A 14,258-nucleotide genomic window follows, 5' to 3' on the forward strand; every position below is an offset into this window, starting at 1 on the left:
TTACAACCTCTAACAATAGATTCATAAATTTGCATGACAATAACATCGCATCCATAATTTACAGGAAGATCACATTCATGCATATTCGAGAAACATCCATATCAGGTCTAGTAGAAATTTTTCCGCGCGTTTTTGAAGATGATCGCGGGATGTTTTTTGAATCTTTTAACAAGCAGGTATTTGAGAATCTTGGGTTGCCGACCCATTTTGTGCAGGATAATCAGTCCTTCTCGAAAAAAGGTGTTGTCAGGGGATTGCACTTTCAAAATGCGCCTTTTGCTCAGGGAAAGCTTGTCAGGGTGATTTCTGGCGTTGTACTGGATGTCGCTGTTGATATCCGCCCGGATTCACCCACTTTCGGTCAGTATGAAATATTTGAACTTCGTGGCGACAGAAATAATTTCGCATACGTTCCCGAAGGATTTGCGCATGGTTTCGTAGCGATGGAGGACAGTATTTTCAGCTACAAATGTACTAATGTGTATAATAAGGAATCGGAGTCGGGCATTGTGTGGAATGATCCGGATCTGGGGATTGACTGGGGAATAGCAAATCCGCTCGTATCCGAAAAGGACCTTATTCTGCCCACATTCAAATCTCTTTTCTCGGACAGCAGGATAGGAGCCTGATCAATTACTTTTCGAATAGTTCTTCCAGCGCTTTTGAAGCAACTTTTTTTGCGGAACCGGGATTTTGACCGGTAATAAGCCGCTCATCCAGTTCGATGAATTCTACGAACGGAATCATGGTTTTGGTGAAGTGCGCGCCACGTTCTTTTAGCCTGTCTTCCAGATAAAAAGGTACTTCACTGACAAAGCTCATCAATGTCTCTTCCATATTCGAGTAGCCTGTCAGATACTTGTCCTGAATGAGATAAGAACCGTCTGAAAGTTTGACATTCAAGAGCGCGGAAACGCCGTGGCTTACCGCAGAAACCATCCCGCTTTTCTCATAAATCGCTTTCGTTATTTGAATGAGATCCTGATTGTCAGGAAAATCCCACATCGCACCGTGTCCACCGGCGAAGTAAATCAGGCGATAGTCTTCGGGATGTATTTGTGAAGGATTAGACGAATTTTCAAGTTTTTTCCGGAAAACAGGATCATCCCAATACCGGGCATTGCATTCATCTTTAAAATCAAGACTGCGCTCATCGACAGGGATATTTCCGCCTTTGGGGCTGACAAAGTCCATCAATATTCCCCGTTTGGTCATTACTTCATGAAAGTGCGTCAACTCACTTAACCATACTCCCGTTTTAGTTGTTTTAGCAGGATAGGTGTCGTGATTAGTGCAAACAATCAATACTTTCATAGCATGCAGCGAATGGTTACTGCACGTAAGATACTATAAAATCCGTTTAAAGTATTTGGCAATGCGGGGCTAATCCAGGAAATTAAATCAGGATAGCAGCTGATTTTTGTATGCAAAAGAAACTGCTGCCGCAGTACTTTTTGTTCCGGTTTTTTCAAGAACCCGGAGCCGGTGACCTTCCACGGTCCTGACACTGATGAAGAGCTTGTCGCCTATTTCCTGCGTAGAAAGCCCGTCACAGATAAGTTGTAGAACTTCCTTTTCTCTTGAAGACAATGCTACATTACACGCATTGGGGAAAAACGGGTGTTTGTTAACCTGGCGGTTTACCATTTTTCGGTGCATTGCCTTGGATACGAAGTCATTGTAGTAAAATCCTTCCTCATCTACCCGGCGGATTGCCTTTTCAACTTCGTCGGGGCTGGTATCTTTGAGCAAATAGCCCTGCACTCCTTTTTCAAGCATGTGAATAACAAACCTGTCCTCGTTATACATGGAAACTACGATCACTTTAATGTTTGGAAATCTCTCAAAAGCAGCCTCGGTAGCCTGAATACCATCCATAACCGGCATTTGCAAATCCATAAAAATGATGTCGGGCGTGTTGGCAGGAAGCCTGTCCAATAGCTCTTGTCCGTTAGCTGCTTCCAGAACGAATTCAAAATCGGGTATGCCGCTCAGCATGGATATGAATCCTTTTCTGAACAGCTCATGATCGTCGGCGATTCCTAATTTAAGTGTTCTCATAGTAATTCATGCATTCACTTTTTCTCTTCGGAAGGGATGCAATGGTTCGGGTTTATTCTCCGGCATCGGCATTACCGGAATGCGTGCACAAGCGCTGGAACCTTGCCCTTTGACCGGCTTTTCATACTGCACCGTTCCGTTCACGATGGCCAGTCGGCTTTCGATTCCCAGCAAACCCAGTCCAGCAAGGTTATTTTCCTTTATTTTTTCAGGATCGAAACCGATCCCATTATCGGTAACACGCAGGCTTATCATCTCGTTTTCTATTCCAAGAGAAATTTCGATGCTGGAACAATTTGCATGCTTGATTGCATTGTTTACCAATTCCTGCATAATGCGGTAAAGTGTGAGTTCGAGTTTTTGACCTTGTCGTGGAAATTCAGCAGTGTTGGAATGAAAGGAAATTACAAGATTGTTGTCTTCCTCTAACTTATCAATAAACTCTTCAAAGGCTTCCAGCAACCCGAACCTTTCCAGGGTCGTAGGGACGAGGTCTCTCGTAATCCTTCTTACATGCAGGATCGTCTCTTCTACCAGGGACTGGGACTTCTTCATGATCTGCTCCTGCTTTTCATTGTCGGAGGCATTTACGAGCTTGCTCAACTGGTTCAAGCTGAGCTTGGTAAGTGAAAGCATGGTGCCAATGTCGTCGTGAAGATCCTGAGCAATGCGCCGTCTTTCTGTTTCTTCTGAATTTAGCGCTGTGTCGAGAAGCAGGCGATTGTAATTCTTTTCAATGTCGTTAATTTTTTTTTCTTCTTCGAACTTTCGTTTTTGGTAATACATGACAAATGAGATCACAAAAAATGCCATCATCAGCATTGCTATCAATGCTATCAGTAATGCTAATTTCAGCTCTTCATTATTTTGCATATAGTTCGTCTGAAAACTGCGCTATCCCAATGCTAAAAAGAATAATACTTACGCATTCAAACATGTAAGGTACGTAAGTTAAAAAACCAATTTCCAGCCATTCTTCCCATTTGGAAGAATAATGAAAGACCGGGGCTATAAATAGAAAGCTCGAATAGTAAATCAACAAACCGGAGCATACCCAGAAAAACGGATACGTAAGCAAATTTGGGATTTTTAGTGCGCGTATGGTATTGTAAAAATATAGTAAAACCCAGAATAACATCAGGAGACTTTCAACGGTTGTGGAATACAAAACCATCTTATGATTATGCATATCCCCGAGTGACGGATTTGTATGCAGCGTGTCCCAGACGGAAAAAATAACAAAAAGGGGTATTGATACTAATACCCACTTTTTGAACTGTTTGGTTTCCAGTTTCTTGTAAAATATCAGGCTGGATAATACGTATCTGACGGGGACATTCAGGTTGTATAAAACTACTGTATTTCTTTTGTGTGAAGCCCAGTCGAACATAGCAAAGTCAATTATGAACTTAACAATCAGGTAAATGCCGAGTATTAGAAAAGTATTGTCCCGATAGGCTTTGCGCTGCCATATCAGGAATATGGGCAACAGAGTTAAAAAAACCGGAATACTTGCAAGAGGTTGCCTCTTAAAATAAGAGAAATAAATCTCTAGCATTGAATAGTGATTAAAAAATCAACAGTGACGAGGGCAGACCGGTCCGCCAACCATAGCCTCTTTTTCTGCGGCCATATCCTTCATACCTCCTAACCGGGCAGTTTTGGTAAGATCATTACCATAGGCGTCAACGGGAACAATTACCAGTCTTGGCGTAGGTTTCTTTTCAACCCGTCGGCCCGCGGTCACTTTTTCGTTCTCTGAATTATCCTCTTCGTCCTTAACGCCATAATATACGCGAAAACCGACACAACTTTCCTCGTAAAGATTGATCAGGTCTTTGAACGTATGGAGTCCAAAAAATTCGGCCTTTACAAAATTGTCACCTCTTCCAAGAATTTCGCGCTCCCGGCCCAGGTGCGGTTTGATAATATCCAGTGCTTGTTCTGCGGAAATAAGTTGTCCTTCTTTACCGGTAAACTTTTTAGCATCCATATAAATGAGAGTTTTTTAAACGAGTATTTAACATGTGTAAATGTAACCACCACATATATGAAGACCAATAAAATCCGGTTGTTTTGATTTAACGGTTACTTTAATAAAATGTTGAAAATCAACGTTTTTACGCCTGCTGTAAACAAAAATCACGTAATATTACTTATTGGGCCACGGATAATTACGAACCTTCGGCGCAATATTTACCTGGCATTGCAATCGGGGATTTTCACTCTAAAATTTCGAACAATGACAATATACATTTGTCAGGCGTTAGGGAAGTTTCTGTAAAAAACTTTCCATCAGGATTAAAGGGTTAGGTTAACACATGAAAGCCGCGAAGGTCTCCTTCGCGGCTTTTTTACGTTATTTGAAATCAAATTTGAGATACAACACATGAAACCGATCATAACAATCGAATACTGCCCCAAATGCGGCTGGCTTTTGAGGGCTGCGTGGATGGCGCAGGAAGTGCTAACCACATTTACCGTCGATCTGCGGGCTGTACAACTGATTCCTTCCGAAGTCCCGGGAAGGTATACGATCAAGCTCGACGACCATCTTATCTGGGACAGAAAACGGGAAGGACATTTCCCCGAACCAAAGGAGTTGAAACAAAAAATAAGAGATATTATCGCGCCTGATCGAGGATTAGGGCATAATGATCGATGAAGGCGTGTTGAAACAGGACAAATTGTCGTATTGGGGAGTGCTTGCCTGAAAATTTGACCGGTTCGTTATCAGTGTTAAGAAACAGGTTGCTGCTATGAATTTATTTAATAAATTGAAATTCAAATAGTTACATAATTTTATAGGTGCAATGATTTCTATTTTTTGCCAGGATAATAATCTTTGGCACGTAGTTTTTCGTTAATGGTTTAAAACTTGTGAACCTAAAACGCGATAGCTATGGAAAGCAAACCTAAAATACCACAGGAAATGTTGATGAACATAGATTTTATCAACACGATCAATGGTGGAATGAGCGAGCCGGCCATCAAGCTTGATAAGGGATCCGATGGGTTTGAAGTAGTTGTGAAAATTCCAGGCATCGAAGTTGAAGACCTTCAATTAGAGGTTGTAAAAGGTAAGAGAAACACGAATAATTTAAAGCTTTTTCACTTATTACCTATATTTTCACAGGATAACCTTCCCGAAGAAGAGCAATGGAAGACTGTTCGTTTCATCAATACCTTTGTCATTCCGGATGGAGTAGACATTGAGCATATCTCAGCGAAATATGATGATTCGCTTCGTCACCTTGTCCTGTTTTTACCTTATGGAAATGAGCAGGGCGATTATCACCGGAAGGTAGATATCGAACGTTGGTAGATTTCTGAATTTGTATCTAATTATAGTCGCCCAGCAGTTACAACTGTTGGGTTTTTTTTGCGATAGAAATATAGTATACGGGAGTTGGGCAGAACTTAAATCTGCGATTTGATCGAGATATTGCGCATTTGTAACCCAAATAATTTGAAATTGTATCCTTCCAATAGTTTATATTAACATAAGGTAAACATTAATGAAGTCATAAAAATTGGAGTTTGATATTCTTATCTTGGCATAGATCTTAGTTAAATTACCCTCTTAAACTCAACGCTATGAAAAAATCTAACATCTTCGCCTATATTGAGCTGACCAAATTAGTCGAAGAACTCAACGTGCCGGCAGAATCAGGGCAACTTAAGCAAAAGTTAAAATCCCAATCTGCTTATTTCAATATTATTGAACCCAGGTATTTTTCGGAGGACCTGATCGGAGAGTGGGAGAGCATTTTATCCAGTATCAAGCAGAAAGGTGTCAAAATCAATGATGATGGTCAGATAATTTCAAATGCGGTTAGCAATACCATTGACCAACTGACCGACAGGGAATGCCAGGCGCTGGTTAGCAAAATTCAGATGGTCTACAGCCAGGTCAAAAGAGAATTTCAATAGATCGAAGAGCAGCGTCGAAATTTCAACGCTGCTCTGTTGGTTTCAATTAACAGTGCCTCCATTCCAAACATCACTTCCTGGTTGCACAAACGCCAGACTCCCGTCGCGGTGTTCAGCCATTAGTATCATTCCGTGACTTTCCATACCCATCATTTTACGGGGTGCGAGGTTTGCGAGGTACAGTACTTTTTTTCCTACGATTTCGTCTGCTTTGAAATGCTCGGCAATGCCGCTCAATACAGTTCTTTGCTCCAATCCGATATCAACCAGCAATTTGAGCAACTTTTTACTTTTCGGCACATTTTCAGCCTCCACGATCGTTGCGATCCGTATGTCCATTTTTGAAAAGTCGTCATATAGAATCTCAGGCTTTACCGGGCTGACCGTTTTGCTTTCCAGTTCATTTTGCCGCCTGGCGTCGTGTAATTTCTGGATCTGCTTTTCGATTATACTGTCTTCCATTTTTTCAAACAGTAATCTGGCCTCATTAACGGGGCGACCAGCTACAAGCAGATCGGGCTTGCCGGCATCCTGCCATAACCCGCCATCGAACCCGAGCTGTTCCCGGATCTTTTGGGCCGTAAATGGAAGAACCGGCTCTGATACAATCGCCAGTGTGGCAGAAATCTGTAAAGCGATATTCAATATCGTATTGACCCGCGCAGGATCGGTTTTGATCACGTGCCAGGGCTGGGTATCTGCCAGGTATTTGTTGCCAAGTCTAGCCAGATCAATAATTAACGTTAATGCTTCTCTAAATCGATATGTTTCAATAGACTCACCAATCCTTCCTGGGAAAGCAGCCAGTTCCTTTAACACAGCAACATCGATTTCTTGCAGGTCAGAAGTTTCAGGTACCTTTCCATCACAGAATTTGTGTGTCAACACAAGTGCCCGGTTGATGAAATTTCCGTAGATACCGACTAACTCGCTATTATTTCTTGTCTGGAAATCCTTCCAGGTGAACTCGCTGTCCTTGGTTTCCGGTGCATTGGCAGTCAGTACATAACGGAGTACATCCTGCTTTCCAGGCAGTTCTTCCAGGTATTCGTGCAGCCAAACCGCCCAGTTACGCGAGGTTGAGATTTTGTCGCCTTCCAGGTTCATAAATTCATTGGCGGGCACATTATCTGGAAGAATATAATTTCCTTCGGCCATCAGCATTGCCGGGAAAATAATGCAGTGGAAAACGATATTGTCTTTGCCTATAAAATGGACAAGTTTCGTTTCGCCATCTTCGGCATTCTCCTTCGGTTGCCACCATTTTTTCCAGCCTTCATCAGAACCGTTTTGCTGCGTAAGCCAATCCTTGGTCGCGGAAATGTAGCCGATAGGCGCTTCGAACCAGACGTAAAGTACTTTCCCTTCCGTGTTTTCGACAGGCACCTGAATACCCCAGTCTAGGTCGCGGGTCATGGCGCGGGGCTTCAAGCCGTCTTTCAGCCAGGACTGGCATTGTCCGAGTACATTAGTTTTCCACTCAGGGTGGCTGCTGATATATTGCTCTATCTGTGGTTGGAGCGTATCCAGGGGCAAATACCAGTTTTTGGTTGCCTTTAAAACGGGTTTTGCGCCGGAAAGCATAGAGCGTGGATCTTTCAATTCCAATGGGCTCAATGTAGAACCGCAACGTTCACACTGGTCGCCGTAAGCATTCGGATTTGCGCATACCGGACAGGTTCCAACAATGTAACGGTCGGCCAGAAACTGCTGAGCCGTTTCGTCGAAGTATTGCTCGGTCGTTTCTTCAACGAAAACCTTCTTTTCGTACAAATCCCTGAAAATTTCCCGGGAAGTATCGTGGTGAATTTTCTTGCTGGTCCGGGAGTAAATATCAAATGAAATGCCCAGTTCTTTAAATGCTGCGTCGATCTGTGCATAGTATTTATCGACAACCTGCTGAGGAGTCAATCCTTCTTTTTTTGCTCTGATGGTGATCGGTACCCCATGCTCATCCGTCCCGCTGATGAATGCTACTTCTTTTCCGGTAGCCCGTAAGTAGCGAACGTATATATCTGCCGGTATGTAGCAGCCTGCCAAATGCCCGATGTGAATGGGGCCATTTGCATAAATAAGGGCTGCGGTAACGGTATACCTTTTTGGATTTGAAATGCTCATTACTTTGAATTTATTAATGTAGAGATAAGCGTGTGTGCTGTGTCTGACAAAAGTAGTAAAAGCCATCTACTCGGCGAACCTGATCAGGTGTATTTCAAGTCATGACTGGGGGCAAGATATTTTTTGGGTTGAATTATTTTAATATTATTGTGAAGTAAACCTATACACTCACGAATGACTGAACATTACAGAACACGCCAGGAACTGGCTAACGAGCTCGGAATATCTGTTAAGACGCTTTCGCGCAAACTTAACGCGTTAAACATCCAACTTCCGCCGGGCTTGATCCCCCCGAAAATCTATTCAGAAATACTACGTCAATTCCGAGGCTAACACTGTTGTCCGGTTTTGTCCAGTTTTGTCCAGTTTTTGTTATTGCGTGTTTTTCGGAATAAAAGGAAGTTTGCATCGGCTGCGCAGCCAATACAAGATCATTCCAAAAACTAAAAAATGCACATGTCAAAAACAAAAATAAGTCTCTTAACAGTGCTACTGGCTTGCAGTCACACACTATTTGCTGTAAAACCCTGCAAAATGCAGGATGTGATCACAACGCCTATGTCAGGAAAATCGAGCATGGAATGGATCACCGCCTCGGGAAACTGCTGTGAACCGACAAGTGGCTCTGCCATAATTGTTCAGACCATCACCCATGAGGGGCAATCCTGGACATTTATCAATTATATATCAATCGGTGAAGCTCAGGCAATATATGGTTGTTCACAGGTTTAAAATTTAATCACTAAAGATCCGGATTCATGAAAAATATAGTCACAGTTTTTTTGGTCTGCTTGATAATCATGTCGTGCTCAAAGGCGTATGATACAGTGGAAAAAACAGATGATCCACAGGTCGGCGCGAGACTTGTTCAGGATGCGCACATAAGTTACCCAACCTATAAGTCCGATTTCGCAAAACAGGCAGATGCTGAGTTAAAAGCCACAGGAAACGATTCCAAATTGTCGGAAATGAATGAAATCGCGCATCCCCGGATTATTGACAGTCTGTATGCGTTATATTTTCGGGAATTCGTGATTGAAAATGGTTTTCAGAAACCGCTAACTGAACGCTATCGCTCGGCCTTGAAATCATACGCTTCAAACGACTATAAGTATACCTTTGTTCGCAGTGGGCTGTCGCACAAGCTTTTATTAAATGCGGGTTTGATCGAAAGTGATGATGCTGAGTCTATTTCTTTTTACGCCAATGAGCTGATCGATTCCAGGATGGGCGAATATTCACTTATCCTTCGCTGCCTTGACAAAATCAAAGGAAGTATTTCGGCGATTGAATTTCGAAGCATGAAAAGTAGGCTTGCGCAACAAATAGAAGAGAGTAAGATTGATGAAGTTGAACTGGAAAAAAACATTAAGCTCATGATCGCAGAGAAGGAGGCATTTTTTGAGAAAAATCCAAACATAAAAGAGGGGCGGATATTTTTGGAAGGATGGAAAGCGATAGGCTTCGGGAAGCGTCGTGAAAATTTGAATAACCTCTCAGATAGACTTAGTAAATTCTAATATCAGTTCTTTCCTGAAAATCCCTTTCCAAGCCGAGAGGGATTTTTGTCTTAATGATTCTAATGCCGAACTAACGCTGCAGCGCAGGCAGCAGCAGGTTGCCAGTATGCGTTAGTTCCTACAACAAACCAATAGCATTATGAAATCGTTAGTCCTGAGTATTATCATGTTCCAATTGATTTTAGTGAGTTGCAATCAAAAGGACAACTCAATGCAAGTTGAAAAACAGTACACCTACGATTTCAAAAAGGTGCGGATCAATGAAGATTTTTTTCCGACAGGTGGCCAGATAACCATTGGAAACAAGAGTCGATATGAGAGCATGGTGAAGCGCGTTCATGATTTGTCTTCGATAAAAGCCCCCTCCACAAATGAAAGATCTAATTTGATTTCAAAAAGTAGGCTGATTCAGAGGTACAATGCTTTCCTGTCCGAGCATTCGGGTGATAGCGTGATGGTTGGATACTTTCGTCATAAATATGCGTCAATGTTGCTTGTCGACTATGAAATTGTTAAAACCACTGACCTCAAAACCATAAGTTTTCTCGTTCAGGAGCTGATATCTTCAAAATATGGTAATTATACCGTAATAATCGAAGGACTTGAAAAGGTGAAGACACGAATCGATCAGAGGCAATTTCGAAAGATGGTATCTGAAACCGATAGACAGATCGCCAAAAGTCTTGCGAATCACAAAATTATTCAAGAGCGACTCCCCGGTATCACGCAGGGGATGAAGACGGGTCGGATCAAAATTAGCGGGAATTTGCGAAAGGAGTTTGTGGTTGCAGCGACGGAAACTGATGATGTTTCCACAGAAATCGCCAAACTAGAAAAGTACCGTACCCGCTTGTTAGCTTTGTAGCAGGTTAAATAGGTTGTGCAACAAATTCCTTTCGCCGCCGCGGAGGGAATTTTTTTGTCCTTACCTTTTCAATGCCGACCTTCGGAGCAGCATTTCATTAACCAATCTCAATGAAAGTTCTTATCACAGGTGCCACGGGTTTGGTCGGGAGCGCAGTTGCGCGAAAGTTCCTTTCCGAGGGGCACAAAGTCTCAGCGATATATAGAAAAACATCTGATAAAAGCCTGCTTTCAGATATTGATGCTGAAATATCCTGGATAGAAGGCGATATACTCGACTTAGGCTCGCTGGAAGACGCGATCAAAGATACTGATTGCGTAGTGCATACTGCCGCAGTTGTTTCATTTGTCCCGGCCGACCGCGATATGATGTACAAGGTCAATGTAGAGGGAACGGCGAATGTGGTCAACGTTTGCCTGAAGTACCAGCTCAAAAAACTTTGTTTTGTAAGCAGCATCGCAGCAATTGGCCGGCCGGATCCGAGAAAAGCAACAGCCGGCGACGAGGTGGTACTGGATGAAACCCACCGCTGGGAAAATTCGCCCGAAAATTCTGAATATGCCAAAACGAAGCACCTGGCCGAGCTGGAAGTCTGGCGCGGTATTGCCGAGGGTTTGAATGCGGTCATCGTAAATCCGACATTGATCCTGGGTGAAGGGGATTGGAAAAAAAGCAGCACACAGCTATTCAAGTATGTATATCAGGAGAAGCCGTTTTATACTGACGGGCTGGCCAACTATGTTGATGTGCTGGATGTAGCCGAGATTGTCTTCCGTTTGATCAAATCCGATATTTCCGGAGAAAGATTTTTGCTGAATGCGGGGAGCATTTCTTACAAAAATCTGTTCCATATGATTGCAGACAATATGAATAAGAAAAGGGCTTCTCTGCGAGTCGGGCCGGGCTTGGCGGGTGTGATCTGGCGGGTAGAGGCCGTGAGAACATTTCTGCTCGGGACAAAACCTTTGATCACCAGAGAAACAGCACGTTCGGCGGCAAGAAAGGTCACATATAAGAACAACAAGGTCAAAAATGCGCTGCATTTCGAGTTCCAGCCCATCGAGAAAACGGTCAAAAGAGTGAGCGAAAGATTGATTGGGAAGATTTGAAATGCGCGAAATAATTTTATATCTTTCTTTTATTAAAATGGTGCGCAAGCCCTCAATTCTAATCTAGCGGTCCGTATGATGGAGAAAAATTTCGGGGAAAGAAAGGATTATATGAAGGAAACCTTGCTCAGGTTTGAAAGAATGTTGAAGAATAGCGAGCCGGTTTTTTTCGATTTAGATACGTACGAGAAGGTTACCGTACATTACATAGAAAAGGGGGATTGGGAAAAAGCGTTCAGGGCATGTGAGCTGGGACTGTCGGATTATCCCTATTCACTGGACCTGCTGCTGCACATGGTTCAGTTGCATTCCAACAGAGGAGAGCATGAGCAGGCCCAGGAAATACTGGAAAGGGCATCGTTGTTCCATCCGGGAGATATTGAAATTTCTTTCATGCAGGTTGCAATTTCCAATATGATGGGAGAGTACGAAGAGGCACTCGAATTACTGGAAAACCTGCTGCAGCGCGTCGATGACAAGGACGAGATTTATTTTCAGATCGGTCAGACCTATCAGAACTGGGGCAAATACGATGACGCGATCAAATATTACAAAAGGTCCCTCAGAAACAATCTGAACAATGAAAGTGCGCTTTACGAATTAGCGCATTGCCTTGACCTGGTAGGTCAGCTGGAAAGTCATCTTGATTATTACAATGAGCTGGTCGACCGGGACCCGTTTTCGCATCACGCATGGTATAACCTGGGCATCGCGTTCAGCAAGCTTGAGCGTTATGAGGATGCAGTAAACGCCTACGAATACGCGACGCTAGTTAAAAGTGATTTTGCATCGGCGTTTTTCCAACTAGGCAATTCCTACATGAACCTCGAAAGGTTCGAAGAAGCAAAAGAGCAATATCTGAAAGCGATTGAACTCGAAGGGGAACAGCCTGAAACCTGCTGCTGCCTGGGCACTTGCTATGAAAAGCTCGGTGAATACGAAACAGCGATCAAATACTACCGGCAGACCGTCAAACTGGATAATCAATGGGATGATGGCTGGTATGGTCTGGGCATTTGCTTCAGCGAACTCGGGCGTTGGTTCGAGGCTGTAGGGTTTTTACGTAAAGCGATCCAAATCACGGAGCTAAATCCTGACTATTGGCTTGCACTTGCCGAAACCGAATTTAAGGTAGGCAATGTGGTATCAGCATTCGAAGCGTTTGAAAAGGCAGCTGAAATTGAGCCATCAAACCCCGATATTTGGTTAAAATGGTCCCACGTGCTTTTCGAGCAGGGGAATTATGCCCGGGCTTGCGACCTGCTTCAGGCAGCGATTGACGAAATGCCGGAGGAAGGGGATCTCTATTACAGAATGGCTGTTTATCAGATTCATGGCGGTCAATACCGGGAGGCATTGGTCAATCTTGAAATAGGCCTCACACTGGATTACGACGGACACGCCCAGTTGTTTGAATTTTTTCCCGATCTCGAAAAGCAAAAGGCACTTTTCAGGATCATAGAGCAATACCGGGAGAAATAGGAAAGAGCTACTGGGCGATTTTCTTGTAAAGATCCGAAAGCTGCGCAGCTATTTTCTGGGCCTCAAATTGCTCAATGTGGCGTTTCCCGGCTTCTACCAAATCATATCTCAGAGAATGGTCAGTCAGCAAACGGTTTAGTTGGTGGCTGACCTCTTCTGTTTTTAGGGGATTCGCATACAGGCCGCCAGCCCCGCCTGCTTCTTCCAGGCAGGAACCTCTTGCTGACAATACGGGGGTTTCACTGTGTAAAGCTTCCAGAATTGGTATCCCGAACCCTTCGTAAACTGAAATATAAGCGAAAACCTCTGCTCGCTGATAAATAGCCGGAAGGTGTTCGGAAGGAACATTTTGAAGAATCTTTACCCGGTTTTGAAGTTTGTATTTGGCGATTGTTTCATTGATTTTATTTAAATAACCCGTAGGTTTTCCAATTAAAATCAGGCAAGAATCCTTTTGATCAATACCGGCAAATGCTTCTACCAGCCGATGCTGGTTTTTCCGTTCCTCCAAGGTACCCACGCACAAAACGTAGGGCATTTGGATATCATAAAGTGCCAGGATTTCGTCTCTCGCAGCCTGTGGTAAAATGTTTCTGAAAATCGGGCTGCAATCCTGATAGATTACGTCAATTTTGTGATTTTCAACTTTATATAATTCAACTAAATCACGTTTAGTCTGCTCGCTTACTGCTATGACCCGATCTGCGCGATCGCAGGCCGATCGGAACTTGTGGCGATAAATCAAGCGGTCGGCCGGCTTGAAGAGGTGGGGTAGCTTTTCGAATATAAGGTCGTGAATTGTTACGACCGAACTAATATTCCTGTGAGCTAGTCCGAGCGGAATTTCATTACTCAGCCCGTGAAAAACCTGGATGCCTTCTTTGCTCAACTGGCTGGAAATGTTAGCATAACGCCAGTATGACGAGAGCTGTTTATCAAGCCAGGATTCAGGAAGCCTGACCGCCTCTACGGGGAAAGAAGGAAACAGATTTTGCTTGTTTTTAGGCGTGTAGGCAAAGTATTCGTTTTGATCTTCATAACGCGTCAGCGCTTCGAGGACAAATCTGCTATAATTTCCAAGACCAGTTTTATTGGCAAAGGCCCGCTTGGCGTCAAATCCGATACGCATAAATGTCGATGCAAGGGTTTCCGGGCAAAAGTCCGTATTTT

Annotated in this window: 16 protein-coding genes; 8 read left to right on the top strand and 8 right to left on the bottom strand. The window is 43.4% G+C overall.

What is annotated here, in order from left to right; genetic code table 11:
• Nucleotides 1–77: 77 nt before the first annotated feature.
• Nucleotides 78–629 (top strand): dTDP-4-dehydrorhamnose 3,5-epimerase, encoded by a 552-nt coding sequence (gene rfbC / locus FXO21_RS15295; RefSeq protein ID WP_149640883.1) that lies wholly within the window; start codon nucleotides 78–80, stop codon nucleotides 627–629.
• A 4-nt stretch (nucleotides 630–633) separates the two neighbouring features.
• Here the strand turns inward: rfbC and FXO21_RS15300 are convergent, their stop codons facing one another.
• The 5 genes from FXO21_RS15300 to FXO21_RS15320 form a co-directional block, all read right to left on the bottom strand.
• Nucleotides 634–1,314 (bottom strand): type 1 glutamine amidotransferase domain-containing protein, encoded by a 681-nt coding sequence (locus tag FXO21_RS15300; protein ID WP_149640884.1) that lies wholly within the window; start codon nucleotides 1,312–1,314, stop codon nucleotides 634–636.
• 87 nt (nucleotides 1,315–1,401) lie between these two features.
• A complete protein-coding gene (locus tag FXO21_RS15305) occupies nucleotides 1,402–2,061 on the bottom strand; it encodes a response regulator transcription factor (RefSeq protein ID WP_149640885.1) in 660 nt (219 codons plus the stop codon).
• Between the two features lie 6 nt (nucleotides 2,062–2,067).
• Nucleotides 2,068–2,934: a sensor histidine kinase gene (locus FXO21_RS15310; protein ID WP_149640886.1), complete on the bottom strand. Its 867-nt coding sequence runs from the start codon at nucleotides 2,932–2,934 to the stop codon at nucleotides 2,068–2,070.
• Complete coding sequence (locus tag FXO21_RS15315) at nucleotides 2,924–3,619, bottom strand: hypothetical protein (RefSeq protein ID WP_149640887.1); 696 nt, start codon at nucleotides 3,617–3,619, stop codon at nucleotides 2,924–2,926. Before FXO21_RS15315 ends, FXO21_RS15310 begins: the two co-directional genes overlap by 11 nt.
• An 18-nt stretch (nucleotides 3,620–3,637) precedes the next feature.
• A complete protein-coding gene (locus FXO21_RS15320) occupies nucleotides 3,638–4,054 on the bottom strand; it encodes a hypothetical protein (protein WP_149640888.1) in 417 nt (138 codons plus the stop codon).
• A 396-nt stretch (nucleotides 4,055–4,450) separates the two neighbouring features.
• Here FXO21_RS15320 and FXO21_RS15325 point away from each other — a divergent pair, with 396 nt between their 5' ends.
• The 3 genes from FXO21_RS15325 (at nucleotide 4,451) to FXO21_RS15335 (ending at nucleotide 5,994) form a co-directional block, all read left to right on the top strand.
• Nucleotides 4,451–4,726: a SelT/SelW/SelH family protein gene (locus FXO21_RS15325; RefSeq protein ID WP_149640889.1), complete on the top strand. Its 276-nt coding sequence runs from the start codon at nucleotides 4,451–4,453 to the stop codon at nucleotides 4,724–4,726.
• Between the two features lie 237 nt (nucleotides 4,727–4,963).
• Complete coding sequence (locus tag FXO21_RS15330; protein ID WP_149640890.1) at nucleotides 4,964–5,386, top strand: Hsp20/alpha crystallin family protein; 423 nt, start codon at nucleotides 4,964–4,966, stop codon at nucleotides 5,384–5,386.
• A gap of 272 nt (nucleotides 5,387–5,658) precedes the next feature.
• Nucleotides 5,659–5,994: a hypothetical protein gene (locus tag FXO21_RS15335; RefSeq protein WP_149640891.1), complete on the top strand. Its 336-nt coding sequence runs from the start codon at nucleotides 5,659–5,661 to the stop codon at nucleotides 5,992–5,994.
• 42 nt (nucleotides 5,995–6,036) lie between these two features.
• Here the strand turns inward: FXO21_RS15335 and metG are convergent, their stop codons facing one another.
• Complete coding sequence (metG, locus tag FXO21_RS15340) at nucleotides 6,037–8,112, bottom strand: methionine--tRNA ligase (RefSeq protein WP_149640892.1); 2,076 nt, start codon at nucleotides 8,110–8,112, stop codon at nucleotides 6,037–6,039.
• Between the two features lie 503 nt (nucleotides 8,113–8,615).
• The gene (locus FXO21_RS29095) at nucleotides 8,616–8,744 is read right to left on the bottom strand and encodes a hypothetical protein (protein ID WP_255486502.1); all 129 of its coding nucleotides are present in this window, start codon (nucleotides 8,742–8,744) and stop codon (nucleotides 8,616–8,618) included.
• A 195-nt stretch (nucleotides 8,745–8,939) separates the two neighbouring features.
• On the opposite strand from FXO21_RS29095, the gene FXO21_RS15345 reads away from it, so the two are divergent.
• From FXO21_RS15345 to FXO21_RS15360, 4 genes are all read left to right on the top strand, one after another.
• Nucleotides 8,940–9,632, top strand: coding sequence for a hypothetical protein (locus tag FXO21_RS15345; RefSeq protein WP_149640893.1), 693 nt, complete (start codon nucleotides 8,940–8,942; stop codon nucleotides 9,630–9,632).
• A gap of 211 nt (nucleotides 9,633–9,843) precedes the next feature.
• Nucleotides 9,844–10,497 (top strand): hypothetical protein, encoded by a 654-nt coding sequence (locus FXO21_RS15350; RefSeq protein ID WP_192579227.1) that lies wholly within the window; start codon nucleotides 9,844–9,846, stop codon nucleotides 10,495–10,497.
• Nucleotides 10,498–10,607: 110 nt separating this feature from the next.
• Nucleotides 10,608–11,606, top strand: coding sequence for an SDR family NAD(P)-dependent oxidoreductase (locus tag FXO21_RS15355; protein ID WP_149640895.1), 999 nt, complete (start codon nucleotides 10,608–10,610; stop codon nucleotides 11,604–11,606).
• 75 nt (nucleotides 11,607–11,681) lie between these two features.
• Nucleotides 11,682–13,088, top strand: a complete 1,407-nt coding sequence (locus FXO21_RS15360; RefSeq protein ID WP_149640896.1) for a tetratricopeptide repeat protein — start codon at nucleotides 11,682–11,684, stop codon at nucleotides 13,086–13,088.
• A gap of 7 nt (nucleotides 13,089–13,095) precedes the next feature.
• On the opposite strand, the gene FXO21_RS15365 is transcribed toward FXO21_RS15360, so the two are convergent.
• Complete coding sequence (locus FXO21_RS15365; protein WP_149640897.1) at nucleotides 13,096–14,217, bottom strand: glycosyltransferase family 4 protein; 1,122 nt, start codon at nucleotides 14,215–14,217, stop codon at nucleotides 13,096–13,098.
• Nucleotides 14,218–14,258: the final 41 nt, after the last annotated feature.

This window comes from Dyadobacter sp. UC 10 (assembly GCF_008369915.1).
In the GTDB taxonomy this organism is placed as follows: domain Bacteria; phylum Bacteroidota; class Bacteroidia; order Cytophagales; family Spirosomataceae; genus Dyadobacter.